Origin of the sequence: Corynebacterium pilbarense (assembly GCF_026930265.1) — a bacterium.
GTDB lineage: Bacteria > Actinomycetota > Actinomycetes > Mycobacteriales > Mycobacteriaceae > Corynebacterium > Corynebacterium pilbarense.
Genome location: NZ_JANRML010000006.1, coordinates 14,025 through 40,119, shown reverse-complemented (window position 1 = coordinate 40,119; position 26,095 = coordinate 14,025). Strand labels below are relative to the sequence as shown.

At 65.1% G+C, this 26,095-nt stretch carries 24 protein-coding genes; 8 read left to right on the top strand and 16 right to left on the bottom strand.

Annotation, left to right across the window (positions count from 1 at the left end):
- Positions 1-84: 84 nt before the first annotated feature.
- From NUW87_RS06155 to NUW87_RS06130, 6 genes are all read right to left on the bottom strand, one after another.
- On the bottom strand, positions 85-1,098 hold the full coding sequence (locus NUW87_RS06155; RefSeq protein WP_035000231.1) for an alpha/beta hydrolase: 1,014 nt from the start codon (positions 1,096-1,098) through the stop codon (positions 85-87).
- Positions 1,099-1,164: 66 nt separating this feature from the next.
- The gene (locus NUW87_RS06150) at positions 1,165-2,976 is read right to left on the bottom strand and encodes an arabinofuranosyltransferase AftB family protein (protein ID WP_269027715.1); all 1,812 of its coding nucleotides are present in this window, start codon (positions 2,974-2,976) and stop codon (positions 1,165-1,167) included.
- Positions 2,977-3,001: 25 nt separating this feature from the next.
- Entirely contained in the window at positions 3,002-3,997 is a 996-nt protein-coding gene (locus NUW87_RS06145; protein WP_269027714.1) for a decaprenyl-phosphate phosphoribosyltransferase, read from the bottom strand.
- Positions 3,997-4,497, bottom strand: a complete 501-nt coding sequence (locus NUW87_RS06140; RefSeq protein ID WP_269027713.1) for a phosphatase PAP2 family protein — start codon at positions 4,495-4,497, stop codon at positions 3,997-3,999. Before NUW87_RS06140 ends, NUW87_RS06145 begins: the two co-directional genes overlap by 1 nt.
- Positions 4,487-6,436 (bottom strand): glycosyltransferase, encoded by a 1,950-nt coding sequence (locus tag NUW87_RS06135; protein ID WP_269027712.1) that lies wholly within the window; start codon positions 6,434-6,436, stop codon positions 4,487-4,489. The genes NUW87_RS06140 and NUW87_RS06135 overlap by 11 nt, the downstream gene beginning before the upstream one ends.
- Before the next feature lie 88 nt (positions 6,437-6,524).
- Complete coding sequence (locus tag NUW87_RS06130; RefSeq protein ID WP_070844394.1) at positions 6,525-7,097, bottom strand: TetR/AcrR family transcriptional regulator; 573 nt, start codon at positions 7,095-7,097, stop codon at positions 6,525-6,527.
- A gap of 73 nt (positions 7,098-7,170) precedes the next feature.
- On the opposite strand from NUW87_RS06130, the gene NUW87_RS06125 reads away from it, so the two are divergent.
- From NUW87_RS06125 to NUW87_RS06110, 4 genes are all read left to right on the top strand, one after another.
- The gene (locus tag NUW87_RS06125; protein ID WP_269027711.1) at positions 7,171-7,860 is read left to right on the top strand and encodes a GAP family protein; all 690 of its coding nucleotides are present in this window, start codon (positions 7,171-7,173) and stop codon (positions 7,858-7,860) included.
- 125 nt (positions 7,861-7,985) lie between these two features.
- Positions 7,986-9,521: a SulP family inorganic anion transporter gene (locus tag NUW87_RS06120; RefSeq protein WP_269027710.1), complete on the top strand. Its 1,536-nt coding sequence runs from the start codon at positions 7,986-7,988 to the stop codon at positions 9,519-9,521.
- A gap of 30 nt (positions 9,522-9,551) precedes the next feature.
- The gene (locus tag NUW87_RS06115) at positions 9,552-9,890 is read left to right on the top strand and encodes a hypothetical protein (RefSeq protein WP_239217490.1); all 339 of its coding nucleotides are present in this window, start codon (positions 9,552-9,554) and stop codon (positions 9,888-9,890) included.
- Positions 9,891-10,003: 113 nt separating this feature from the next.
- Entirely contained in the window at positions 10,004-10,951 is a 948-nt protein-coding gene (locus tag NUW87_RS06110; RefSeq protein ID WP_269027709.1) for an ABC transporter substrate-binding protein, read from the top strand.
- Positions 10,952-10,957: 6 nt separating this feature from the next.
- Here NUW87_RS06110 and NUW87_RS06105 read toward each other — a convergent pair whose 3' ends face one another.
- The 6 genes from NUW87_RS06105 to NUW87_RS06080 form a co-directional block, all read right to left on the bottom strand.
- Entirely contained in the window at positions 10,958-11,725 is a 768-nt protein-coding gene (locus tag NUW87_RS06105) for an ABC transporter ATP-binding protein (RefSeq protein ID WP_269027708.1), read from the bottom strand.
- Positions 11,725-12,723, bottom strand: coding sequence for a FecCD family ABC transporter permease (locus tag NUW87_RS06100; protein WP_269027707.1), 999 nt, complete (start codon positions 12,721-12,723; stop codon positions 11,725-11,727). The genes NUW87_RS06105 and NUW87_RS06100 overlap by 1 nt, the downstream gene beginning before the upstream one ends.
- Positions 12,720-13,739, bottom strand: a complete 1,020-nt coding sequence (locus NUW87_RS06095; RefSeq protein ID WP_269027706.1) for a FecCD family ABC transporter permease — start codon at positions 13,737-13,739, stop codon at positions 12,720-12,722. The genes NUW87_RS06100 and NUW87_RS06095 overlap by 4 nt, the downstream gene beginning before the upstream one ends.
- Before the next feature lie 6 nt (positions 13,740-13,745).
- On the bottom strand, positions 13,746-14,648 hold the full coding sequence (locus tag NUW87_RS11765; RefSeq protein WP_269027705.1) for a siderophore-interacting protein: 903 nt from the start codon (positions 14,646-14,648) through the stop codon (positions 13,746-13,748).
- Positions 14,649-14,722: 74 nt separating this feature from the next.
- A complete protein-coding gene (locus NUW87_RS06085) occupies positions 14,723-15,919 on the bottom strand; it encodes an ATP-binding protein (protein ID WP_269027704.1) in 1,197 nt (398 codons plus the stop codon).
- 154 nt (positions 15,920-16,073) lie between these two features.
- On the bottom strand, positions 16,074-17,663 hold the full coding sequence (locus NUW87_RS06080; protein ID WP_269027703.1) for a cation:proton antiporter: 1,590 nt from the start codon (positions 17,661-17,663) through the stop codon (positions 16,074-16,076).
- Positions 17,664-17,775: 112 nt separating this feature from the next.
- Here NUW87_RS06080 and NUW87_RS06075 point away from each other — a divergent pair, with 112 nt between their 5' ends.
- Complete coding sequence (locus NUW87_RS06075; RefSeq protein WP_269027702.1) at positions 17,776-18,960, top strand: DUF8462 domain-containing protein; 1,185 nt, start codon at positions 17,776-17,778, stop codon at positions 18,958-18,960.
- A gap of 7 nt (positions 18,961-18,967) precedes the next feature.
- Here the strand turns inward: NUW87_RS06075 and NUW87_RS06070 are convergent, their stop codons facing one another.
- Positions 18,968-19,219 carry a hypothetical protein gene (locus tag NUW87_RS06070; protein ID WP_083290083.1) on the bottom strand — a complete coding sequence of 84 codons (252 nt, stop codon included), beginning with the start codon at positions 19,217-19,219 and terminating at the stop codon, positions 18,968-18,970.
- Positions 19,220-19,227: 8 nt separating this feature from the next.
- Positions 19,228-20,418, bottom strand: a complete 1,191-nt coding sequence (gene glf, locus NUW87_RS06065) for a UDP-galactopyranose mutase (RefSeq protein ID WP_269027701.1) — start codon at positions 20,416-20,418, stop codon at positions 19,228-19,230.
- 159 nt (positions 20,419-20,577) lie between these two features.
- Between glf and NUW87_RS06060 the strand changes: the two genes are divergently transcribed.
- On the top strand, positions 20,578-22,536 hold the full coding sequence (locus NUW87_RS06060; RefSeq protein WP_269027700.1) for an N-acetylmuramoyl-L-alanine amidase: 1,959 nt from the start codon (positions 20,578-20,580) through the stop codon (positions 22,534-22,536).
- 25 nt (positions 22,537-22,561) lie between these two features.
- Here NUW87_RS06060 and glpK read toward each other — a convergent pair whose 3' ends face one another.
- The gene (gene glpK / locus NUW87_RS06055; RefSeq protein WP_269027699.1) at positions 22,562-24,022 is read right to left on the bottom strand and encodes a glycerol kinase GlpK; all 1,461 of its coding nucleotides are present in this window, start codon (positions 24,020-24,022) and stop codon (positions 22,562-22,564) included.
- A gap of 404 nt (positions 24,023-24,426) precedes the next feature.
- On the opposite strand from glpK, the gene NUW87_RS06050 reads away from it, so the two are divergent.
- Together NUW87_RS06050 and NUW87_RS06045 are read left to right on the top strand one after the other, a co-directional pair.
- Complete coding sequence (locus tag NUW87_RS06050; RefSeq protein ID WP_269027698.1) at positions 24,427-25,014, top strand: hypothetical protein; 588 nt, start codon at positions 24,427-24,429, stop codon at positions 25,012-25,014.
- A 27-nt stretch (positions 25,015-25,041) separates the two neighbouring features.
- Complete coding sequence (locus NUW87_RS06045; RefSeq protein ID WP_269027697.1) at positions 25,042-25,272, top strand: hypothetical protein; 231 nt, start codon at positions 25,042-25,044, stop codon at positions 25,270-25,272.
- Here the strand turns inward: NUW87_RS06045 and NUW87_RS06040 are convergent.
- Positions 25,269-26,093 carry an HAD family hydrolase gene (locus NUW87_RS06040; RefSeq protein WP_269027696.1) on the bottom strand — a complete coding sequence of 275 codons (825 nt, stop codon included), beginning with the start codon at positions 26,091-26,093 and terminating at the stop codon, positions 25,269-25,271. The genes NUW87_RS06045 and NUW87_RS06040 overlap by 4 nt on opposite strands.
- Positions 26,094-26,095: the final 2 nt, after the last annotated feature.

Here is a 26,095-nt window from a genome sequence, read left to right as displayed (position 1 = left end):
ATCTACGGTTCACCATTTGCCCCGAAAAGGCCAAAACCGGCGCACCGCAGGCGCTGCGGTAGCCGGTTAGTGATCGGTAGGCGCCTACCAGGCGTTCATCACGTTGAGGATGCGCGGCTTGGTGGCCGCGAGCTGGCCACCGAACTGGTCCCAATTGTGCAAGCCGGTCGGGGTGAACACAGCGGTGTGCTTCACGCCGGTCACGGTGGCCTTGGCGGACCATGCACGGGTGGTGGCGTTCGCGATGTTTTCCAGCGCGATGCCGGATGCGCGGTGCTGCGGCAGGTACTTCTCGTCGGCCGGGCCCGGCACGCCGGAGCCTGCGGAGACGTAGACGTCGCGGCCGCGGAGGTTGCCCATGTTCAAAAACGGGTCGTTTTCAAAGCGGCGCGGGTTCAGCGAGGAGCCCCACATGGCGTTGAGGTTGTACATGCCGCCGTCGAGAAGCGCGGCGCGAAGCGCGGTCTGCGCACCCGGGACGGTGGTGGTCAGGTAGCCCGAGAAGGACAGCACCTGACGGAACTGGTTCGGGTGCAGCGCAGCGAGGTTGATCGCGGCGGTGCCGCCCATGGACAGGCCGAGGATGGAGTTGTTCGTGGGTGAGACGCCGAAGTGCGTCTGCAGGTAGGACGGCAGCTCCTTGGACAGGAAGGTGTCCCACTTGTAGGTCACCGGGTGGTTGAAGTCGTAGGTCGCCGGGGCGTTCCAGTCGGTGTAGAAGGAGGACTGGCCGCCAACCGGCATCACCAGGGTGATGTTGTTGTCTTTGAACATCTGGGCGGCGTTGACGTCGTTGACCCAGGCGTTGGTGATCTCGGTGGCGCGCAGGCCGTCGAGCATGTAGAGGCCAGCGTTGCCGGCGCGCTGCGCGGGCTGGATCTGGACGGGGATGTGGCGGTTCATCGCGGGGGACCAGACGGTGCAGCGCTGCACCCAGAACCCGACGCGGTCCCATTCGCAGTGGCCGGTGGAGTCGGGTCGCAGCCAGTCACGGTGCGCCGCTGACGCCTGCGGGGCGCCGATCACCGCTGCCAGGCCGGTGACCAGGGCCATCAGCAGCGCGGTGAGCTTACGGCGCACAGAATTTTTGGAGTTCATAGATCCCCTCAAAACGTGTTTTCAGGCAAAAGACACGTTTACGTTACCAATTAGAAACGTGCTCCGCTATTTCCCGGTGTGCGCCTTCACTGGCCAGGCGAGCTGTGCGCCGTCCATCCCTGGGTTGGCCCCGCGGCGGATCGCCCGGCGGGTATCGGCGTCGATATAGAGGCCGGGGTCGCTGGAAAGCTGCAGCGTGCGGCCGTCGCCAAGCGAATAACGCACGTTTTTCCAAAACCGCTCCCAGCTCATGGGTTCGCGCGACGTGGCCAGAAGTTCGGAGATTTCGGGGCTGCGCAGCGCCGCACGCGCCTGCTTCGCTCGCATGGAGCTGATAAACGGCGGCAGCCCGTCCAGGTAGGTGTCGGTGTCGGCTGCCTGCCAGGCGGGGTCGAGGAATTTATCGTGGCCGACGCGGCCTTCCGGGTCGCGCGGCATGCGCGCGGCGATGGGGGTTGCCAGGCCCACGGTGTCCAGGATGCGTACGTCGAGAGGCGCGTTCATGCTGGTCATGCCCAGGTTGATCAGGTAGGCCGTCAGCGGCAGGTTGCTCAGATCTGACTCCCCGTCCTCGCGGTCGCGGTAGTACCAGCTGTAGATCTCCGGTTCGGCGGAGACGTAGGCGAGGTTGAGCTGCGCGGCGTCGGCGTCGATGCCCTTGTCCAGCGCGTCTTCCCAGTTCTGCATGAGCTTGGAGCCGAGGAAGTCTTCGGCGTAGCGCGGCGGATCGGTCAGTTCGCGGCCGACGGCAAGGGTCCAGAACTCGCGCTCGTCCACGATGCCGAGTTCCTTCTCCCCGGTCTGGTACGCCTCCCAGTCGATGGGGTGGGCGCGCACGATGGTCACGCCCGCCCACACGGCCACGGCGGTCGCCAAAGCAATGCTCACGCGCGTAATCGGCACCGCCATCGCGGGCAGCAGCAGCGCGAACAGCGGCAGCAGCCACATGCGCCCGTGCATGAAGTCGCCGCCGACGCGCAGCACGTAGAGGATGTGCGCGAGCGCGCAGCCGGTGACAAGCAAAACAATTGCTAATCGACGTCCTCCGGTCCCCCGCATCATCCACCCCACCAACGCGGCGGCGGCCAGCACGGGCAGCCAGAGCCAGTAGTAGCCCACAAAGTCGGCGAAGTACTCGAACCCGCGCGCCCATTCGGCGCCGGAGGCGGACTTGGCCACGGCGGTGTGCGGTGTAAGCAGACCGTAGTAGCCCATGCGGAAGATCTGGTAGGCGGCTGGCACGGGCAGCGCCGCGGCGAGGATGCCGAGGGTTTTACGTGGGGAGAACCAGATGAGCAGGATGCCGGTCACGCCGCCGTAGAGCGCGAGCTCGGGGCGCACCAGCCAGGACATGCCGCACCAGAAGGCGAGGAAGTACCCGGCCTCCGGCGCGCGTCGGCGCACAGGCTCGGCCCAGGCGACCAGCGCGGCCCACCACCCGGCGATCCACAAAAGCGACAGGCCCCATTCCAACCCGGAGGTGGCGAAGTCGCGCGCGGGCGGCAGCGCCAGGTAGATCACGATGCCCAGGGGCACGACGGGGCCCACCTTGCCCCAGTACCGGCCCGCGGCGAAGGTGGCCAGCGCGGCCGCCGCCACGGTCGAAATCAAGGCGAGCCACATGGCCACGTCCTCGAGGCGAGCACCGGTGAGCCAGCCAAACGCGGTGATCAGGTACTGCCACAGGGTGGAGGTGTTGGCCTCGACGCGCTCGCCGGCGTTGAACACGGGTCCGTTGCCGGCCAGCAGGTTGCGCACGGTGCGCAGGACGATCAGGCCGTCGTCGGACATCCAGCGGCGGGTCCATCCGCCCCAGAACGCGAAGATGCCCGCGACTACGGCTGCGGCGAGCGCGGAGAGGCGGGCGTTCTTTGTCATTGCGACGATGTTAGTGGGTCAAGGCCTACCAGCCTAAGTTCGGCACAACGTAGACGGCCATGGCGATGCAGAACAGCCACGCCGCGGCGAGCAGCTGCAGGACGCGGTCCTCCAGGGCGATCTCGTCGGGCGCTCCGCCCTGGCCGCCGTCGACCACGGAGGCGTAGCGCAGGATCGCGATGACGAACGGCACCATGGACACCTGGTACCAAATGGCGGCGGTGCCCTCGACGGAGTTGGACAGCTGGAAGCCCCACAGCGCGTACGACATGACCACGGCGGTGGCGGACAGCGTCCACACGAACCGCAGGTAGGTCTCGGTGTAGCCCTGCAGCGAGCGGCGGATCTCCGCGCCGGTTTCCTTAACCAGCAGAAGCTCGGCGTAGCGCTTGCCGGACGCCATGAACAGGGAGCCGAACGCCGCCACCAGCAGGAACCACTGGGACAGGTCGATGCCCGCGGCCACGCCGCCGGCCATGGTGCGCAGCATGAAACCGGAGGACACCAGGGCGATGTCGATCACCGGGATGTGCTTCCAGCCGAAGCAGTAGCCCAGCTGCAGCGCGATGTAGATGCCGATGACCCAGGCCAGCGACGTGCCGTCGGTAGCCAGAAGCGAAAGCCCGAGCGCGAGCGCGATGAGCACCGCCGCCATGACGTACGCCAGGTTGATCGGCAGCATGCCGGAGGCGATCGGGCGGAACCGCTTGGTCGGGTGGCGGCGATCGGATTCGACGTCGCGCGCGTCGTTGATCAGGTAGATCGAGGACGCGCCGAAGCAGAACACCACGAACGCCAGGAGGATGTCCACGGCGGTGCGGGAGTTGAAGGCATCCGCGCCGGCGGCCAGGGGCGCGGCCAGCACGAGAACGTTTTTCACCCACTGCTTGGGCCGCAGGCCCTTGATCATCGCGTCCGGGAGGTTCTTCGGCGGCGCCTTCTTCATCACCTGGTCAACGCCGGAGGTGTGCGGCTCCGACTTGATCAGGGGCTCGTCCACGGGTTCACGGGTGTTTGCCACTAGATCCTCTTCTCAGCCTCGATTGCCACCTTCGCTGTCGCCGCGCCCAGGGCAGCACCGGCGAGGGTGTCGGTTGGGTAATGCACGCCGAGCACGTTACGCGACAGCATCATCACCGGCACGAGCAGCCACGGCCACTTGCGCCCGGTGATGTCCGCCAGGTGCGCGGCTGCGGCGCCGGTATTGGCGGCGTGCGATGAGGGAAACGACAGCTGCGAGGGCGTTTTCACGCCGATCTTCACGCGCGGGTCGTTCGGACGCGGGCGGCGCACGATCCGCTTGAGCACCACGGTCGCGGCGTGCGCGGCGAAGGTGCCCACACCGAGCGCGAGCCACTTGGAGCGATTTTGCTTATCGACGGCTCCGCCAAGCCCCGCCACCGCCAGCCAACCGAGGTCGTGCTCGCCGAAGTAGCTCAAGCACCGGGCGGCCTTCGCAGTTTCCGGGGTGTACAACTCTTCCTGGATGGCGACGAGCAGGTCGGTTTCTTTACTGGGCATCGAAGACCTTCCCCCAGTTCTCGTGGCTGGTCAGCTCTTCGCGCGCGTCGCGGTAGGTGCGCTTGAGTTCCGGCCAGCGCTCCTTGATCTGGGCGCGCAGCTCCTTCTGCTCTGCCGCGAGGTCGTCGGCAAGCTTCTTGTTGCGCTTGCGGAAGGCCACGCCGGTGCCGCCGGCGGTCGACACGGTCGCCGAGTCCACGCGGGCAAGCGTGTACCAGCGCGCCTCGTCGGCGGTGAGGTTGAGCTGCGGCGCGTCCCAGTGCGCGCGGTCCTCGTCCTTGCGCAGGTGCATCAGCGCCTTGACGGCCCACGGGATCTTCTTGATCTTGGCCAGGCGCCCGCCGATCTTGCTGGTGGGCACGCCCGGCGCGCCGGTCGGCGCGGGCAGGTCGGTCGCGGACGGCAGCACCTGCGCGTCCGAGTACTCCTTGCGGATGCCCTGAATCCGCGGCAGCGAGGATTCAAGGATGTCGAAGAGGTGGTCCGGGCCGGCGAGGAAGTCGCGCATCGCCTCGTTTTGGATGGCGATGGTGGAGTACTCCATGCAGAAGTAGTGCTTCGCGGTGGATTTTTGCATGTTCTTCAGCATCGCCTCCGGGTTGTCCGGGCCGTAGATGCTGGCCACGATGAGGCGGTTGCGCATGTGGAAGTACGCCTGCCAGTCAATCGCGTCGTCCTTGTCCGCCCACGCCATGTGCCAGATGGCCACGCCGGGCCAGGTCACCGTCGGGAAGCCCGCTTCTTTGGCGCGCAGGGCGTACTCGTTGTCGTCCCACTTGATAAACAGCGGCAGCGGCAGGCCCATCTTCTCCGCCACAACGCGCGGGAAGAGGTTCATCCACCAGCCGTTGTAGTCCACGTCGATGCGGCGGTGCAGCGGGCGCGAGGTGGTCTTCTTCGGGTCCAGGTCCTCTTCGTCCGTGCCCACGTACCCCAGCGGGTACTTGGCAAAGTCGTGGTCGTAGACGGCGTGCTTGGCGGCGGAGAACATGAAGATCTCCGGGTCCACGGTCTCGCCGGTGGTGCGCAGCTGGCTCCGGTCCTGCAGGTTGAGCATCTGCCCGCCCACCAGGATCGGCTGTGCTGCGTAGCGGGCTGCCTGTACGGCGCGCACGATGGAATCCGGTTCGATGGCGATGTCGTCGTCCATGTACAGGATGAACGGCGCATCGGTGCGGTTCAGCGCCTCGTACATGATGCGGGAGTAGCCGCCGGAGCCGCCTAGGTTGCCCTGCTGGAAAATCTCCAGCTTGCCGTTCAGGTTCTTCTCGGCTTCGGCGAAGTCCGGCTCGTCCGCCGGGTGCTGGTTACCCTGATCGGGCATGAGCACGTTGCTGATGCACGCCTCCACGTACGGATCCTCCGCCAGGGCGTGCAGCGCGTTGACGGCGTCGCGGGGGCGGTTGAACGTGGGGATGCCCACGGCCACCTGCTTGGGCTGGGGCGGGACCACGGTGCCGTCGTCAAGCACCTGCTCTTTGGGCTCCTGCGGCGAGCACCACGCGGCGTCCGCGATGCGCGTGTCGTCTTCGGCGGTGACGTCGAACCACAGCCAGCCGCCGTCCTCGAAGTTGCTCAAGCGCAGCGGGATCTCGACTGCGCCGGTGGCCTCGACGTTGGTGACGCTGACGCGCGTGCCGTCGTGCTTCGAACGGTACACCGAGATGGTCGCGCGGCCCTCGACCTCCATGGACAGGACCACCGTGTCCAGCTGCGACCAGCGGCGCCAGTAGCTTGCCGGAAACGCGTTGAAGTACGTTTCAAAGCTGACCTCGTTGCCCGCGGGGACCTCGAAGCTCGTGCGGTCGGACCAGCGCAGACGCTGCTTGTTGTGCTCCTGTTCGATCAGGTACAGCATGCGCACGTCGTGCGGCTCGCCCTTTTTGGGCATGAGGACGCGCTGCAGCGTGTCCACGGCGAGGGTCTTGCTCGTCTCCACAGCTCTCACTTTCTGTTGCGGGCAGTTGGAGCCAAGCGTAATCGCTCCAAAGGTGATTCCTTGGTGTGGCTCGCGGTTCGGTGCGGTGCTAGCTGGAGAAGAGGAGGCGCAGACCTTCGCGGAGGTCTGACACGATGCGGTCGGCCTCCGATTCGGGAACCCGCAGGTTATCCAGAGCGAGACCGTTGATTAGCGCGGTAACTAGGCGCGCTTTGGGCTTTGCACCCTCCCCACCGCCGAGCGCAGCGACAACGCTGCCCTGAAAGTCTTCAAGCACCTCGGTGTAGAGCTTCGCAATCCAGCCCCGGGTTGCAGAGGCGGAGCCGTACGTGACCCAGATCGCGGCATCTTCCGAACGCACCCCTCCGGTCGGGAGGAGCTCGGCAAGCCTCGCCACCCAGGTTTCGAGCTCGCCTTCCCTTTCAGGCACCGCCGCTACCCGTTCGCTCTGGCGCTGGATGGAGCGGATGAACGCGTGCGCTAGCAGGGCGTCCCTGTTCGGAGCGTGGTACTGCACCGAGCCGGCGGCGAACCCGGATTCCTTCGCCACCTCCCTCACGCTCACGGCATCAAGGCCGCGCGTCGCAATGATGCGGATGGTCGCGTCGGCAATGGTCGCGGCCGATTCTGAAAACTGATGGTCCAGGGAAAAGTCATTCATGGTTGCGCACCAGCCTACTTTCTCGTACGTTTGTAAGACATAATACGTTCGTACGAGAGAATCGGAGCGTCGCATGGGTTCAGTCATCGCCGTTGTTGGCTTGGCGCTGCTCGACAGCCTGAGCTTGGGCACCCTTGTCATCCCCCTTGCGCTGATAGTCCACTGGCGCGCCGTCCGCGTTCCAGCGCTGACCGCGTACTTGATCACCGTCGCGGCGGTCTACTTCCTCCTCGGGCTCGGGATACTCCTCGGGTTCGCTGGCTTGGGCTCGGTCGCCGAACGGATCACGCAGACCGACGTCTTCCCATGGATCACGTTGACACTGGGCGCGGTCCTCGCGCTTTTTGGCATCTTCGGCCCCAACCCCAAGAAGCCCGAACCCGGGCAGTTGCCGAAACGCGCAGCCGGAGCCACAAGCAGTGTGCCGAGCATGGTCGCCTTAGGCCTCGGCGCATCTCTCACCGAGGCGGCGACAATGCTGCCGTACATCGCAGCGATGGGCATCATCGGCAGCTGGGATATCCCCTCCGCGGCCAAATCCGGGGCCGTGGGCATCTACTGCCTCGTCATGATCTTGCCGACAGCCATCCTCGCCACCGTGGCACTGCTTTTTGGCCAGAGGTTCTTCCCGCGGCTCGAACGCCTTATCCCCCGCCTCGAGTACGAGGCGAAAGTGACGCTTCTCTGGATCGCCGCCATCGTCGGCATCTACATGGTGGCGTACAGCTTTGCGACGATCCGCGGCGACCTCCCCGCCTCGTAACGAGGGCCGTTTTCGCGCGGCGGCTGCATTGGCGCTTGATGCGCAGGACCGATACGGTAGCTACGTTTTCACGCCCTCACCTGCCCGAGGGCGCAGTTTCCCGCGCATTCAGAACGGTAAATTCTATGGCTTTCGCTCACACCGAGATATCTCACGAACCGCCCGCTCCGACGGGGGTTGTGGAGTCCTTCCGCTACGCATTTTCGTCGCCTACTCGGCTGCGCAAGGAGGTGCTGGCGGGCCTGACCGTCGGGCTGGCGCTTATCCCCGAGGCCATCGCGTTTTCCATCCTCGCCGGCGTTGATCCGGCGCTCGGGCTGTTCGCCTCGGTGATCATGGCCATCACCATCGCGTTCACCGGCGGCCGTCCCGCGATGATCTCGGCTGCCACTGGTGCGGTCGCCCTGGTCATCGCCCCGGTGGCCCGCGAGTATGGGGTGGACTACTTCATCGCAACCGTCTTGCTGGCGGGCGTGCTGCAGATCGTGCTCGCGGCCCTCGGAGTGGCCAAGCTGCAGCGCTTCATCCCCCGCTCTGTGATGACCGGGTTCGTCAACGCGCTGGGTATTTTGATCTTCACCGCGCAGCTGGAGCATCTTATCGACGTCCCAAAGGTCGTCTACGTGCTCGTCGCAGCTGGCATCGCGATCATGATCGGGTGGCCGAAGCTTACGGGCGCCATCCCCGCCCCGTTGATCACCATCATCGTCATCAGCGCTGTCGTGGGGTTTGCCGGATTCCGCGTCCCCACTGTGTCGGATATGGGTCAGCTGCCGGATTCCCTGCCGCGCCTGTTCGTCCCGGACGTGCCGCTGACGCTAGAGACGCTGCAGATTATCGCGCCGTATTCCCTGGCTATGGCAATCGTGGGCCTGCTGGAGTCGTTGATGACGGCCAAGCTTGTAGACGACATCACCGACACCCACTCCGACAAAACCCGCGAATCCTGGGGGCAAGGTGTAGCCAACATCGTCTCCGGAATGTTCGGGGGCATGGGCGGTTGCGCCATGATTGGGCAGACCATGATCAACGTCCGCGAATCCGGGGCGCGCACCCGCCTATCGACGCTTCTTGCCGGCGTATTCCTCCTCGCCTTCATCCTGCTGCTCGGCGACGTGGTGGGCCAGATCCCGATGGCGGCACTCGTGGCCATCATGATCATGGTGTCGGTGGGCACCATCGACTGGCACTCGGTGCACCCGCGCACCCTGAAATTCATGCCACTGTCGGAGACCGTGGTGATGCTCGTGACCGTCGTAGCAACGCTTGCCACCAGCAACCTCGCCGTCGGCGTCGTGCTCGGCGTGATCACCGCGATGATCACCTTCGCCCGCCGCGTCGCGCACCTCGCCTCCGTCGAGCAGGTTTCCGCCGAGGACACCACCAACGACGGCCAGGTGGACACCCGCACCTACCGCATCCACGGCCAGCTGTTCTGGGCCTCCAGCAACGACCTGGTCTACGCGTTCGACTACACCGACCCGGCAGAAAACATCGTCCTCGACTTGAGCGCGGCCGAGGTGTGGGACGCCTCCACCGTGGCCACGTTGGACTCCGTCACCCGCAAGTTCGAGGAACGAGGCAAGACTGTCACCATCGTCGGCCTCGACGGACCGAGCAAGGACCGCCTGGACCGCCTGTCCGGCAAGCTCGACGGCTAGTAACGGCAATTCTCCCGTAGGCTGCGGGTCATGCAGTTCCAGGGATACAACGCAGACGGCCTCCCCCACGACCCCGCAGGTGGACAACGCAACAGCTCCGGTTCGCCGGCGCGCAACTACGCCATCGGCGCAGCCTGCATCGTGGTGGCCGTGCTCTCGTTCGCGTTCCTCACCGGCTCCACCGCCGTGTTCATCGGCATCGCGGGCGCGGTGACCGGTGCGGTGTTTCTGGTGATGGGGATCCAGGGCAGCGGCGACCAGCAGCCGGACACCTTCGAGCAGGGAAACTTCGGCACCCAGGACCCGGGCGCGGACTACGACTGGGACGGCAACTTCCGCCGCGAGTTCGGCGACGGCCAGCACCGCTAAAGCCCGGGCCACCTAGGTGTTGCCCGGTGGCGACGGCGTACCCTAAAATAATCACGTTAGCTTAGGCACACCTAACCCAGGGTGCTTTTTGTTTCCGACCGAAAGGGCGAACCTTGAAACGCACTTCCCCACTGTCACTTCAGCGGCTGACCGCTACCTTCGCTACAGCTGCGCTGCTGCTCACCGGCTGTTCCAGCGAGTCCGCAGACTCCGGCCAGCACACCGACGCGGCGGGGTCGAACGACCGCATTGTCGCGCTGGGGCTGGGCGACGTGGACACCGTCCTCGCATTAGGGGAGCAACCAGTCGGCTACGCCACATGGGAGGCAGAGGGCACGGGCGATCCGTCCGGCCTCGGACCGTGGGCGAAAGACAAGCTCACCGCCGAGCCGAACCCGATCCGCAACACCACCACCGAGTTCAGCACCGACACCGCTGAGCAGGTCGCAGCGCTCGATCCGACCAAGATCATCGCCGTTAACAGCGGTTTCGACAGCGACAAGCAGGCACTGTTGCAGCAGATTGCGCCGGCGACCTTCCATTCCGACCAACACGAAGACTGGCAGGTGCCGTGGGACGAGCAGATTAAGGAGATCGCGGCGGCGTTGGGGCAGGAAGCGGAGGGCGACAAGCTCATCGCGGAATCCGAGCAGGCTTTCGCGGACTTCCGGCAGGCGCATCCGGAGCTGCAGGGCAAGACCGCGGTCATCGGGATGCCTTACGACGGCAAGCTCGGCGTGTACACGGCAAGCGACGGCCGCGGCTCCTTCATTGAAAAGCTCGGGTTCACCATTCCGGACAAGTTCAACGGTGACGGATCCAGCTTCTTCATCGATTGGTCCCCAGAGAACTACTCCGATCTCAACGACGTGGACTACGTGTTCATCCTGGACTACTACGGCGCGATCGACGCGCTGAAAAACGATGCCTCGTTTGCGAACCTCGACGTCAACACGCGCGGGGGCGTGCACTGGCTCGACACCGACACCGCCAACGCGATGAGCATGCCCAACCCGCTGACCATCCCGTACGCGATCACACAGATTGGCCAGGAGCTCTAGAGCGCGCTAGCGGGGCACGATCAGCGGCCCTCCTGCCACCGGGTCCTCGGCGACCACGGCGGGCAGCGAGAATACGTCTGCAAGCAACTGCTCCGACACAACCTCGGCGGGCGTGCCCGCCGCTTGCACCTCGCCGCCTTTCATCACGACCAACTGGTCGGAAAAACGCGCCGCGAGGTTCAAATCGTGCAGCACCATGACCACGGTGCGCCCCATGTCATCGGCGAGACGGCGAATAAGCGCAAGTAACTCGACGGAGTGGGAAAGGTCCAGATACGTGGTCGGCTCGTCCAAAAGCACGAGCGGGGTGTCTTGGGCGAGCACCATCGCGATCCACGCACGCTGCCGCTGCCCGCCCGAGAGCCGCTCGAGCGGGCGCTCCGCGAACTCGGACACCTGAGTCAGCTCCATCACCTCGTCCACCATCGCGCTGTCTTTCTCCGAGGCCTGGCGCAGCCACGTCTGATGCGGGTGGCGCCCGCGCCCGACCAGGTCACGCACCGTCAGCCCGTCCGGCGCTACGGGGGTTTGCGGCAGCACAGCGAGCGTGCGGGCGATCTCTCGGCGTTTCATCTCCGCGGTGTTTCGGCCGTCCAGGACAACCTCGCCGCGCTCACGCGGAATCAGGCCAGCAACCGCGCGCAATAACGTTGATTTACCGCAGCCGTTCGGCCCGACGATGGTTGTGACGCCGCCGCGTGGGACATCGAGGGCGAGCCCGTCGATAATCGTTGCCGCACCGTAGCTGACGGTGAGATCACGCACGTGAAGCATTACAAGGTCACCTTTCTGGTCGCGCGCATCAGCGCGTAGAGCAAGGCCGCCCCGCCGAACGCCGACGTGGCCACGCCGACCGGCAAGTCTCCCGGCACAACCGTGCGCACCGCGAGGTCCGCACCGGCGACGATCAGCGCGCCAGCAATCATGGCGGTGCCAAGTGGGGGCGTGGGGGCATGCGCTAATCGACGGCCCACGTGCGGCGCCACAAACGCCACAAAAGCAATCGGGCCTGACGCCGCCACCGCCGTCGATGTCAACGCCACGGCAAGCACCATGAGCGCAAGCTGGGTGCGCCGCGGATCGACGCCCAGCCCCGCAGCCGTGTCGTCCCCGAGAGAGAGGGCTTCGAGCTGGAATGACGCCCAGCGCAGAAGCGGCACAACCAGCGCAAGCGCCACCAACACAGCGGCGGCGTCACCCCAACCTGAGGATCCGACCGAGCCGGTCACCCACGCCTGGGCTTTGCCCACATCGCGGTAGTCGGCGCGGACGAGGAGGAAGGAGTTGTACGCCACCGCCAGGGCGTTGAGGATGATGCCGGCGAAGATGAGCTGAAACGAACCCAGCCCGCCGGCGCGGCTGAGCCACCACATCGCCAAGGAGACCGCTATCCCGCCGACAAACGCGCTCAGCGGCACTCCGAGCGCGCTGAGCAGCGCCCCGGTACCGCCACCCGCGAGCAGCGCGGTAAGTGCGAACGCCGACGCACCTGAAACAACGCCCAGGATGTCTGGGCTGGCCAGCGGGTTACGAGTGATCGTCTGAAAGATCGCGCCCGCGAATCCGAGCGCGGCCCCCACCGCCAGCGCCGTGGCAACACGCGGCAGGCGCCACTCGACGACCACGGTACGGGCCATGCCGGTGGACTGTCCGGTAAGGGCGGCGAGGACGTCGTGAAGCCCAAGCCCGAATTCCCCCACCATGATGCCACCGAGCGCGACAGCGAGCCCGCACGCCGCGAGCACGACATTGACTGCAAACGTGCGGGTCACAGCTTCGCCCCCTTCCGCAGCAGGTACAGGGCGAACGGGGCGCCGACGAATGCGAGGGTGATGCCAACTTGCAGCTCACCGGGGCGGGCGATGACCCGGCCGGCGACATCCGCGAGGAGCAGCAGCGTCGCACCGGCAACCGCGGAGCATGGCAGCACCAGCCGGTAATCCGGCCCAGTCAGGGAGCGGACGATATGCGGCACGACCAAGCCGACAAACCCGATCGGGCCCGCCCCCGCCACAGCTGCACCAGCAAGCAGGGCGACCAGCAGGATCCCCACCGCGCGTGCAGCTGCGACGTTGACGCCGAGGGAGTGCGCGACGTCATCGCCCAGGTTCACCATGTTCACCCGGTTCGCCGTGGCGAACGCAGCCACCAGGCCGACCAGTATGACCGGGGCGACGGCGGCGACAATGTGCATGTCCCGGCCCGCGACGGAGCCCGCCGTCCAAAACCGCATGTCATTGAGGCTTTTCGTGTTGGTGAGCACGATGCCGCTGGTCAGCGCGGAACACACCGCCCCGAGCGCGGACCCGCCGAGCACTACCGTGATCGGGGTGGATCCGCGGCTTCGCGCGCTCAGTGCGAAGACGAGCACTACCGCCATTGTCGCGCCGAGAAAACCTACCCCCACCGCGACCAGCACCGGCAGCGAGCCGAACACGGCGGTTGCTGCAGCCACCGCAAGCGCCGCCCCCGGGGCGATGCCCAGCAGGTTTGTGTCAGCCAGCGGGTTGCGTGTGTACCCCTGGAGCAGAGCTCCCGCTGTGCCTAGCGCCGAGCCGGCGAGCAGTCCGAGCAGCGTGCGTGGAACCCGCAGTTGGGCAACCACTTGCGCCTCCTCGCTGACCTGCCCAGATTCGGTGTGGAACGCGAGGGCAAGCCCGTCACGCACAGCGCTGACGCTTTCTGCCACGCTCATCTGCCGCGCGCCGACGGCGAGCGAGAGCAACACCGCGGCGACAGCCGAAATCCCGAGCGCAATGGCGAATCCCGCGTGTCTAGTCGCACTCATGGCCTGTCACCGCCAATACCCCATGAACGAGATGTGCTCGCGCGGCAACCCCGCCTCCTTAACCAACAGGCGGCGCATCGCTTTCACCGAAGTGTTCTTGCCGGCGATCCAGTAGTAGGTGTGTCCGGACGCACCCGCCCCACCGTTGATGGGTTCCCCGCTTCCCGAATACGTCGGGGTTTCCCAGACATTGTCTCGCTGTACCTCACCGTCGTTATCGGGCTCATCGGTGGTGGGAGCTGCTGGGCCCCGCAGCGGCTCAATGTCCTGTTTAAGCTGCGCGTAGAGCATGTCCCCATGCCCGGCTTCGGGCTCGGTGCGGAAGTGCCAGCGAACATCAACGTGGGCAGGCGCATCGATTTGAAGGCTGTTGCCCGCCGGCACCTCAATGTCAGCGGAACCGGCGAGGTCTTCGGGCCAGTCCTCCAGCACTCGGGAGATCGCCGGAAGAGCAGTTTCATCGCCGTACAGTCGAGCAGCCGCGGCAGCGCCGGGAGCGAATTCGATGCCGACGCCGGACGCGTCATCGCGGGTCGGCCCGATGATCCACAGCGCCTGCCCAGGCAGCGCGCTTTCTGCCCACGCGGAGGCCGGCCCAGCGTTGTGGCCGTGCAGCACGAAATCCACATCGAGTTCGTCTGGGTCACCGTCGTTACGCCGGAGGGCGCGAATGGAGTAGGTGCGGAGATGCCCGCGCGTGTGTTCCGGCATGGCGCGCCAGAGGTCCCACCACCCCTCGGCCGGCAAATCAACAAGCCCTGCCGCCGACGGGATGATGAGCTTGATCCGCAGATCCATGATGGGCACAGCGGGACCCATTGCGTCGACACCAGTGAACGTCACACGTTGAAAATTCGGTGCGATGCGCTCGCTGCGAACGACTGTTGCAAGGAAGGGCCGGAAACTCACCGCACGAACTATATAGGATTGCCTAACTTAACAAAAGTGCGGGGCTTGTCGATCAGCAAAAGCGCCAACTTTAACTACGGCCCCAAAGCCCCAATAGGAATTACTGCAACCCCGTCGTTCCGGCGGAGTGCGGGTCCTCCCGAGGTGATCACCACCAAGGCTGGGTCGTCATCAAGGTGCCCTGCGAACCTCTTGAGTGTGTCGGCCGCATGCTCAATCACCTCTGGGGTGTAGCCCAGTTTTACCTCGACCAGCACATCCCGGCCGCCGACGTTCGCGACCGCGTCGACCTCCAGCTTCGTATTAAGCCGGGCGTGATACACCGTTCTGCCCGTGAACGCACGTAGTTCGTGAACCACAAGTGACTCAAAAAGTTGGCCGAAGTACGCCGGATCTCGAAGGAGATGCTCCGGCCCACGATCCAGCGCCGCCATAGCAAAGGAGGGGTCAACGAGATGGCGCTTCGGCGCTTTCCTCAACGTCGCTTTAGAGCGCAGGTGCGTGAACCACGCAGGCTGGTCCACAGAGACGAAGATGCTCGCCAGGGCATCGAGATAGTCCCGGGTTGTTTCCCGCGAGGTATCGGCATCGGTCGCGATGGTTTGCAGCTCCAGCTCGGTACCCACGCCACGAGCTAACGAACGGATCATCCGCCTCACCCGCCCCGAATCACGATTCACTCTGCCAGGGGCGTGGACATCCACGGCCGCAACGGTTTGTACGTAGTCTCGGACGTTTTCAAGCGCATCTTCAAACGGGAGACCAACGTTGTAAGGAAGGCCGCCCCGGCACACTCGTTCCGCCAGCTGCGGCAGTGTTAACGCTGGTGCCGAAAACGGCAACGGGTCCCCTGCAACTGCCGCGGCAAGCGAAACCGACCCATCCGATTCTCCGGTTTCAAAAAGGGTCATCGTCGACATCGTCATTCGTGCGAACCGGCCGGCACCCGAGTGGCTCGTTGCGTTCGCCCCGGGGGCCGTGGAACCGGTGAAGATGAACTGCCCCTTCGCCTGACGCTCGTCAATGGCGTGCCGTGCGAAATCCCACAACCTCGGCTGCAGCTGCCATTCGTCGATAAGCCGCGGCGTGGCACCTTCGAGCAGCAGCCGCGGGTCATTATCCATAGCGAGAGTGACGCCAGGGTCCGTTTCTACGTTAAGAAAACTCGCAGCTTGCTGTTTTGCCGTTTCAGTTTTCCCGCAGCCTTTCGGCCCCTGAATAAGGACACCGCCCTGCCTGCGGAGCGATCGTTCCAATTCAGCATCTGCCAACCTTGGAATATACCCATTTTCCATACCACTGCATATTACCAGCTAAACAATCTAGGTTGGCGTTTTGAAAACGACTTGGTTGGCGTTTTGAAAGCGATCCGCTTGGCGTTTTGAAAACGGGGCGGGCCGGGGCTCGTCGATAGGCAAAAGCCCCTTACTTCGGCTCCCACAAGCTACTCGGGCCGGTGAGGGCCTTGCGGTCGCGCGCGAGAATGAGGCGGTCCAAGTCAGCGAGCACCGCGTCGACATCGGACGGGTTGTACCGGCGCTCGCGCCGCGCTCGCTGCAGCTCGCGGCTGGCGGCGCGCAATGCCACATCCTGCATCTGCACCGCACCCGCGCGGGCGCGCAGAAACGCCTCCTTGCGCTCCTCGGAGCCCTCGGGATCCTGCAAGCGCTTCTCCGCAAACGAATTCAGCCACTCCTGCACCATCGCGTAGGCCTCGGGCTGGTGCTCCTCGCCGTGCTCGCGCACCGCCTTGCGCGCAGCCGCGTACGCCCGCTGGTTCAGTTCCTCGAGCGCCTTGTCGGCGCCAGGCCCGTTTTGCAGGTCAAGCTTGTCCACGAGCCAAGGGAGCAACAACCCCGGCACCACCATCGTGCAGGTGAGCACAGTCAACGCGATGACTGAGAGTTCGTGGTGGTAGCTCGTCGCCGATGCCGGGATTGCCAGCACGAGCGCCAGCGTGACCAGCCCGCGCATGCCCGCCCACGCCATGAGCAGGACCTCCTGCAGCCGCAGCGGAGAGACGTCCGTGCGGTGCTTTTTCTCGTTGAGCTTGTACAGCACCCACATCCACACGAAGCGCACCGCGAACGCGACGACGGACAGCACAACGCCCACTTGCACCGCCTGCCAGATGTGCGTGCCCGCGGTGTCCAGCGCGTCGCGCACGCTCATGCCGATCAGGCCGAACGCCACGCCGGTAAACAGCAGCTCCACCGTCTCCCAGAAGGAGTGGCCGGTCAGGCGGTCTTCTGCGGTCATGGCGGAACGCGAGGACATCTCCACCGCGGCGATGACGATCGCGATGACACCGGAGGCTTCGATGGCCTCGCAGCCTGCGTAGATGGCGAACGGGAGCACCCAGGTAAACGCCGTGCGGATCACGGAATCAGGCACGGAGTTGGCAAAGACAGCGGCCAGCCTGCCCACAACCAGGCCGATCAGCACCGCGGCGATGGCGGCGTAGAGGAACTGCAACACGCCCTTACCGAAGTCGACCTCGCCGTGCGCGACCGCGGCTGACATCGCGACGTTGAAGGTCACGATGGAGGCGGCGTCGTTGAACAGCCCCTCCGTCTGCAGCGTGCCGGTGATGCGCTTTGGGATACCGGCCGGGCCGGCCACCGCATCCACCGCCACCGGGTCCGGCGGGGCAATCGCGGCGGCGAGCACCATCGCGGTGGCCAGGCTGAGCCCCGGCAGCATCCACATCGCCGTGGCGGTCAGCGCGGCGATGGTGAGGAACACCAGGATGATCGACATGGTCAGCACCACGTTGAGTTGGGAGCCGATCTGCCCCCAACTCGTGCGCCGGGCCAGCGACCACAGCAGTGGCGGCAGGAAGATCGGCAAGATCAAGTGCGGATCGATGGACACCGTATCGATGCCGGGAATGAAGATCACCGGCGCGACCACCACAGTCAGAAGCGCCGGCCACGGCAGGCCGGTGCGCTCACCCACCGCGGCGACAAGGACGGTGGCCAGCAGTAGGCCGATTAGTGCTATGAAAGTTCCCACGGTGGGTCAGTGTACGGGGCGGTGAAGTAGCAGGCGGAGTTGTCGTCCATCTCCCCCTAGACGTCAAATAGTAAAAATAGTAAAAATAGTAAGAGGTTGTAAGGAGGAAGCTATGCCGTCAATTCCGCCCCGTCGACGAAACCCGTTTACCGCGACGGTAGGAAAGACTCCACCCGTCCTCGCAGGCCGTGAGCACTTCCTTCACGACTTCGACTCCGCAATCTGGGACGGACCGGGCAGTCACGAACGCATTTCCATAGTGACTGGGCCCAGGGGCGTGGGAAAGACCGTCCTCCTCAACGAGTTCGAAGGCGTCGCAAAGGCCCACTCTTGGCACGTCATCTCCGAAACAACGACAAGGGGATTCACTGAACGCATTCGCGATCGCGCCTACCGCCTCCTTCAGGACGAAGCGGGAGAACCCAAACGCCGACTTAGCGGTGTGACCGGACCGCTGAACTTGGGGTTCACAACTGAATCGACCTCAACGTATTCACCGATCCCGAGTCTGCGTACCGTGCTCGAGGAGTTCTTCGATCACCAGGCGGCCCAAGATGAACGCCTGGGCCAAGACCCAGTTGGGCTTCTTATCACCCTCGACGAACTGCATTACGCCCACATGAACGAGATCGTCGAGTTTGGTACGACGATCCAGCATCTCGTGAGAGAAGATCGGGAAATCGCCGTGGCAATGGCAGGTATTCCCGGCGCGGTAAAACCGCTTCTCGCCGCGGATGAAGGCCGAAATCCCGTGACGTTTCTCCGGAGAGCAAACCGTATTGAAACTGGGATGGTCCCTATTGCAGACGTACGCGACGCACTAGATCGAACCACGTCACAGATTGGAGTCATGTGGACGGAAAATGCGCTAGACCTCGCTGCTGCCGCAACCGGCGGGTATCCCTTCATGATTCAGCTGGTTGGGCAGCACGCGTTCCGCAACCTGCATGGCGATGTGATCGATGTGGACGCAGTAACCAGCGGTATCGCCGATGCTCGTCGCAAACTTGGACAGCTGGTACATGAGCCTTCACTCGCAGACCTATCTGAAGTGGACCGGACATTCCTCACCGCAATGTCTGCCGACGACGGACCTTCCCGCATGTCTGAAATCGCAACACGGATGGGCGTGGATTCGCAGTACGCCGGCAAATACCGAAAGCGGCTAATCGACGCCGAAATGATCCGGCCAACCTCGCACGGGTTTGTCGACTACGAACTTCCCTACATGCGCGAGTATCTGCGCTCACACCCCGCCACCGAGGCCATGGAGCAATTTAGAATATGGCCGGAGTGACCCGAAGCTACACCGCGTCGAAGAACTCCACCGTGGTGCCGTCGAGCACCTTCGAGGGCACCCCGATCTTGCCGGCGTCCCGAGCGGCGGCGTAACCGGACAGCCGGTCACGGTAGTGCAGGAAACGCTTCAGACTGCCGAGCTCGGTGACGTCGACAAGCTCCGCGTCGCCGAAGCTGTTCGGGTTGTCGTTGTACTCGACGATGATGCCCGCGCAGTCCGGACAGTCGGGGTGAACGAAAATCTCTTGAATTGCCATGCCGCCCCCTAGTGCCCGCGGGGCTGCGACAAAGGCTCGCCGGACTCGAAGAACGGGCGCAGCTGGTTGTCGAACAGGGTCAGCGCGGCGGCGATGGCCATGTGCATGTCCAGGTACTGGTAGGTGCCCAACCGGCCGCCGAACAGGACGTTGTTCCGCTCGGATTCTTCGGCCGCGAGGCGTCGATAAGCTTCGAGCTTCTCGCGGTCCTCCGGGGTGTTGATCGGGTAGTACACCTCGTCGTCGTCCTCCGCGAAGCGGGAGTACTCCTTCACAATCACGGTCTTGTCGGTGGGGTACTCGGCGCGCTCCGGGTGGAAGTGGCGGAACTCGTGGATGCGGGTGTACGGCACATCGGCGTCGTTGTAGTTCATCACCGGGGTGCCCTGGAAGTCGCCGACCTCGAGCACTTCCTGCTCGAAGTCGAGGGTGCGCCAGCCTAGGCGGCCCTCGGCGTAGTCGAAGTACTGGTCCAGCGGCCCGGTGTAGACCACAGGCGCGTCCGGGCTCTCGGCGCGAACCTCAGAAGCGACGGTGAACCAGTCGGTGTCCGTGCGGACGTCGATAAGCTCATGCTCCGCCATCTTTTCCAGCCACGCGGCGTAGCCGTCGACGGGCAGGCCCTCGTAGGTGTCGTTGAAGTAGCGGTTGTTGAAGGTGTAACGCACCGGCAGGCGCGAGATGATCTCCGGCGGCAGGTCGGTGGGGTCGGTCTGCCACTGCTTGGCGGTGTAGTGCTTCACAAACGCGTCGTAGAGCGGCTTGCCAATAAGCGCGATGCCACGCTCCTCCAGGTTCGTCGCGGCCGCGGGGTCGAGGCCTTCGCGCTGCTCCTCGATGAGCTTTTTCGCCTCTTCCGGCGAGTAGTAGCGGCCGAAGAACTGGTTGATCAGGCCGAGCCCCATGGGGAACTGGTAGGCGGTACCGTCGTGCATCGCGAAGACGCGGTGCTGGTAATCCGTGAAGTCGGTGAAGCGGTTGACGTATTCCCACACCCGCTCGTTGGAGGTGTGGAACAGGTGCGCACCGTACTTGTGCACCTCAATGCCGGTTTCCGGCTCGTTTTCGCTGTACGCGTTGCCGCCAATGTGGCTGCGTTTTTCCACCACCAGCACGCGTTTGCCCAGCTCACTCGCCGCCTGTTCGGCCACGGTGAGGCCGAAGAAACCCGATCCAACAACAATGAGGTCGTATGCCATGCGGCCTATTTTCGCACAGTTGCCTATCGACGGAGCTCCGCCGCGACACGCCCCAGAAGTCTCAAGTCTTTCTTGAGACTTGAACTTGCACTACACTTCGTTTCTGTCACATTTGCCACTGCTTTCGCAGTGACCCCATAGAATCTCAGGAGTATTACTGTGCAGCAACGTCGCAGCATTCAGGGCGGCGCGGCCCGACCCGCCCGGGCCGCGATCATGCCCGTGATCGTGTCCGTCCTCCTCGTCACAGCACTCGTTGCCGCCAACGCATTCAGCGGCAACCGCATCCTGCAGGTGCAGTCCCTCGGTGCAGGCACCCCGGAGGTCTACACCACCACCTCGTCGCTCGCGGCCGGCGACAACATCACCGTCGACGACGCCGCCATCCGCACCCAGGGCGGCGAAGGAAATCACGTGCGCCGCGTGGTCAAGGAATTCTCCAACGACCGCGAGTTCTCCATCGTAGGCCTGACCTGGACCGGCGAACGCGACGTGGCCGCCTACGTGCGTTCCCAGAAGGCCGACGGCACCTGGTCCGAGTGGTTCGAGATGGATCCGGCAGACCCGCAGGCGGGCTCCGACAAGTTCGGCACCGAGCCGATCTACGTCGGCCGCACTAAGCGCATCCAGGTCTCCACCGGCAACGTGGACCTGCTTGAAGGCGGCCGCGCCGTCTCCGACGCCCCCACCACCGCCAACGACATCGAAGCCGTGTTCCTGGACGGCGGCACCGGCACCGTGCAAGGCGGCATCCAACCGGTTGCCGATTCCTACACCCGCGGCATGCCCGAGGTAGTCACCCGCGCGCAGTGGGGCGCCGGCCGCAGCAGCACCCCGTACTACTCCGAGCCCACCACCGCCGCCACCGTGCACCACACGGCCGGTTCCAACAACTACTCCGAGGCCGAGGCACCGGGCATCGTGCGCGGCATCTGGAACTACCACACCAACAACCTGGGCTGGGGAGACATCGGCTACCACGCGCTCGTCGATAAGTACGGCAACATCTACGAAGGCCGCGCCGGCGGCATGGACCGCGGCCCGCAGGGCGCCCACGTCGGCTCCTTCAACCAAAACACCTGGGGCGTGTCCATGCTTGGCGACTACCAGACCGCCGAGCCCACCTCGGCCGCCCTTCGCGCCATGGGCGAGATCATCGGCTGGAAGGCCGCCGTCGCGGGCTTCGACCCCACCGGCTCCAGCTACCACGTCGCCGAGGGCAACTTCCGCGGCTCCAAGTACGCAGCCGGACAGGGCGCGATGTTCAGCAACATCAACGCCCACCGCGACTTCCACTACAACACCTGCCCGGGCGATAACCTGTACTCCAAGCTGCCCGTGATCCGCGCAACTGCGGCCACGAAGTACCGCTCCTTGGGCGGAAGCCGCTCCGGCCTCGGCTCCATCCTGGACCGCTTGAGCGGCAACGACAGCACGTCCACCACGGCGACCACGACCGCGACGGCGACCACGACCGCGACGGATGCTGCCCCGGCAAATCCGAACTCCCGCGCCACCGAAACCGCGCCGACGCCAACGCCGACGCGCCAGGGCAGCCCGAGCAACGGCACCCCCGACGGCACCCTGGCCGCGCTGTCCTCCGGCGACCCGAACGCCATCGCCACCGTGGCTGGCACCGCCATCGGCCTGGTGCTGCTGTTCCTGGCAGCCCAGGACAAGCTACCCACCGTCTCCACCGCCGGCGACACCCAGGTCTTCGAAGGTTTGACGCTGGCACAAGCAGCCGGTTTAGCCAAGCAGATCAGCCCGGCCGTGGCACCTACCCTCAACGCCTTCGGCTCCAGCGACGCCGCCCAGGTCTGGACCGCACTCGAGCCCACCTTGGGCAAGCTCGTCGCCGGCGTCGGCGGCCCCACCGACCCGGCCGTGGCGCTGTACTCCAACGGCATCGGCGCCCGCAACAACGAAGGCGAAATCATCGCCCTGGTAGGCAAGATCGCCGAGGCCTGGCTGCAGCAGGGCCTCGACGCCGGCCCGCTGGGCATGCCGGTAACGCAGCAGTTCAACCCCACCGCCGACACCGTCCGCGTGGACTTCGAAGGCGGCTTCATCACCTACAACCCGTCCGCCAACACGGTGGACATCAACACCAACTAGGCCCTCGCAAGCTCGGGCCTAGCGGTTATGCCAAATTGAGGCAGCGCGACACCGCGTCCTCCCAGGCGGCGACAAGCCGGTCCCTTTCGGGGCCGGCCATTTCGTTTTCCCAGGTAGTTGAGGGGCCGAGCGTCAGCGGTTCGTCGATAAGCGAAATGCCCATGCCCGCCGCCGACGCCGCACCCATCACCGTGGTCTCCGTGTTCGCGGGGCGCTCCACTGTCAGGCCCAGGATGTCGGCCTGCATCTGCATGAGCAGGTCGTTCGTGGTCATCCCGCCGTCGACCTTGAGCGCCTGCGGCTCCCCGCCCATCGCGCACACCACCTCGCGTGCCTGCAAACAGGTCGCCTCGAGCGCCGCCCGGGCGATATGCCGCCTATCGACGAACCGGGTCAACCCCACGATCACCCCACGCGCATCGGGGCGCCACCGCGGCGCGAACAGCCCCGAAAACGCCGGCACGATCACCACTCCCCCACTGTCCTCGACCTGGCTGGCTAACGTCTCGGACTCCGCGGCGGTGGCGAGGATGCCCAGCTGGTCGCGCAGCCACTGAATCAGCGAACCGCCCACCGCCACCGAGCCTTCCTGCGCATACACCGGCGGCTGGCCCTGGATCTGGTACGCCACGGTGGTGAGCAGGCCGCGGTCGCTGAACCTCGGCGTGCCACCCGTGTTGAGCAGCATGAACAGGCCCGTGCCGTAGGTCATCTTCGCGTCGTTTTCGCGAATCCCGCCCTGACCGAACAGCGCGGCCTGCTGGTCGCCCAGCACGCCGGTGATGGGCACGCCCGCCAGCGGGCCGCGGGGGCGGATCTTGCCGAAGTTGCCCACCGACGGGCGGATCTCGGGGAGGATTTGCGGCGGGATGCGGAGCTCGTCGCAAAGCTGCATGTCCCACTGGAGCGTCTCCAAATCCATGAGCAGGGTGCGCGACGCGTTAGTCACATCCGTCAGGTGCAGCGCGCGATCCAGGTCCTTCGCGCCGCCGGTGAGGTTCCAGATCAGCCAAGTGTCGATCGTCCCCGCGAGCAGCTCGCCCTTTTCCGCTCGCTCGCGGGCGCCGGGCACGTTATCCAGGATCCACGCCCACTTCGGCGCCGCCGGGTACGAGTTGTGCAACAGCCCCGTCTTACGCAGGAACTTCTCCGCGTCACCGTCGTGGTTCGTGCGGGTGTCCTGCCACACGATGGCGTTATAGATCGGCTTACCGGTCTCCTTTTCCCAGATCACGGCCGTTTCGCGCTGGTTGGTCAAGCCGAGCGCGTCGATGTCCTGCTCGCTGATGTCCTCGCCCGCGAGCGCCTCGCTCAACGCCCGGCGCGTGTTGCGCCAGATCTCCATCGGGTCGTGCTCCACCCAGCCTTTTTGCGGCATGTGCTGGGCGTGCTCGAACTGCGACTGAGCGACGACCTTGCCGTCGGTGCCTGTGATGCACACGCGTGTCGACGTTGTACCCTGGTCAATCGCCGCAATCAAAGCCATGCGCGTGATTCTACGGGCGGGGGCGGGGGTGCCTGTCCGGTGGCCGGGAGCTTGCGGGGTCGTGGACAGGGCCGAGCGTGCAGATCTGCTAGTTGTCGCTGATCTGCTAGTTGCCCCCGCATCAGCCTGACCCCGAACTAGCAGATCATGCCCTTACCGACAACGGAATTCAATAACACCTGGGAAAACACAAACTTGGACAGTTGATCTGCTAGTTGCGTCTCCCGGCCAACTAGCAGATCAGCGCAACTAGCAGATTCACACCACCACCAGCGGGGACCCCCACACAGACATGTCCAAAAAGTCACCAGACTCCGTGTCCAAAAAGTGTGTAGACACCACTGCCCACTGAAATCGACAAGATCCACCTTCACCCGCCCGACCACGAAAGGCATAGTGGGCGCATGGGGGATCTACAGCAGAAACGAGACGCAGAAATCCAGCTGATCAAGGACATCGCTTCGCGGTGCAAGACAGCAGTTATCACTGGCCCGGCCGCTGCACGGTGGCTTGACCTTTCCACAAAGACTTGGGTAACAAAGGTGGATCTCGCCTTGCCCGGCAACTCACGGACCTGGGGTGACAAGGATCCGCGCAAGGTGTATCACGGCGGCCTCCTCCGCGCGGCCGAGTTCGTGGAGCACAACGGCATCCGCACCGCGACAGCGATACGAGCCATGTTTGACTCGTTCCGCTACTACGGCCCGATCGAGGCGCTGGTGCAGATCGAGTCCGCGCGCTTCAAGCACGAGCACCTCACCACGGACTACCTGCTGGAAAAGACCGAAACGCTCACCCGCGCCCGCGGCATCAGGGCGTTCCGTGAACTGATCTGCTACTCCGCCGACACGTCCGCGAGCGCGTTGGAGACAATCGTGCGCTATGCGATTTTGCGCGCGATCGCGCAGGGCCGCCTCACGGGGGTGGAGACCATCGAGTTCCAGGTGGGGTTCCGCATCACTGAGGCAGATGGGTGGCCCACCGTCGCCTAGGCGGACGGGCTGGAGAAGAACAGCGGGGTGTTCGGGGATGCAGCAGAAGCTTTACGACGTGAACGCCACCGCGAAACCCAACTCCAGAATCAAGGCGCCGTGGTGCGCAGGGTCGGGTGGGACAGGGCGGGCACCGGGGAGTTCATCGCGCAGATCCAGAACGCCATTGACCAGCGCCCGGGTGTGCACCAGCTGGCGAACCGGCTGGACACTCCCTACCGGGTCTGGCTGGCCGAGCTAGCGAAAAAGGCGAGCTAGAACCAGCGCTCGAGCATTTGCGCGACGCCGTTTTCGTCGTTGGTGGCGGTGACGTGGTCGGCGGCGTCGTGAAGCATGGGCGCGGCGTTGGCCATGGCCACCCCGCGGCCGGCCCAGCGCAGAAGCTCGAGGTCGTTGGGCATGTCGCCGAATGCGATGGCGTCGGCGGCGGTGACGCCGTAGCGCTCAGCCAGGTAGCGCGCGCCGGCGGCCTTGTCCACGCCGGGGCAGGACACTTCGATCAGGCCCTCGTCCATGGAGTAGGTCACGTGAGCGAGCTCCGGGTCCACCTCGGGGGCGATGAGCTCGAACATCTGCGCCGAGGTCATGGATGAGCAACGCACCAGCAGTTTCGCGGCGGGTTGGCTGATCAGCGTTTGGGTGTCAGTGACGCCGAATTGGCTGTCCCAGGCGTCCCGGTTGTACTCGGGGGTGATGATGAAGCACTCTTCTTCCGGGTCGAGCGCGGACGAGCCGACGCGTTCCACGCCGTAACCGTGCGGCACACCGGCGAGGACGCGCTCCGCCACCTCGACGACCTCGGCCATCGCGGCCGGTGCGAGTTCGTAGGCGTGCAGCACCCGGTCCGAAGCCGGGTCGTAGACCACGGCCCCGTTTGCGCACACGCACACCGGCGCGATCGGCAGCTGCTCCAGCACGGGAATCAGCCAGCGGTGCGGACGGCCCGTAGCCAGGCCGAAGTGCGCGCCGGATTCGACGGCGCGCACGATCACTGTGCGCAGCCGGTCGGTGACTCGTCCGGCGGAGGTGATGAAGGTGCCGTCGATGTCGGAGATGATCAGGCGCGGGGCGGCGTTCATGT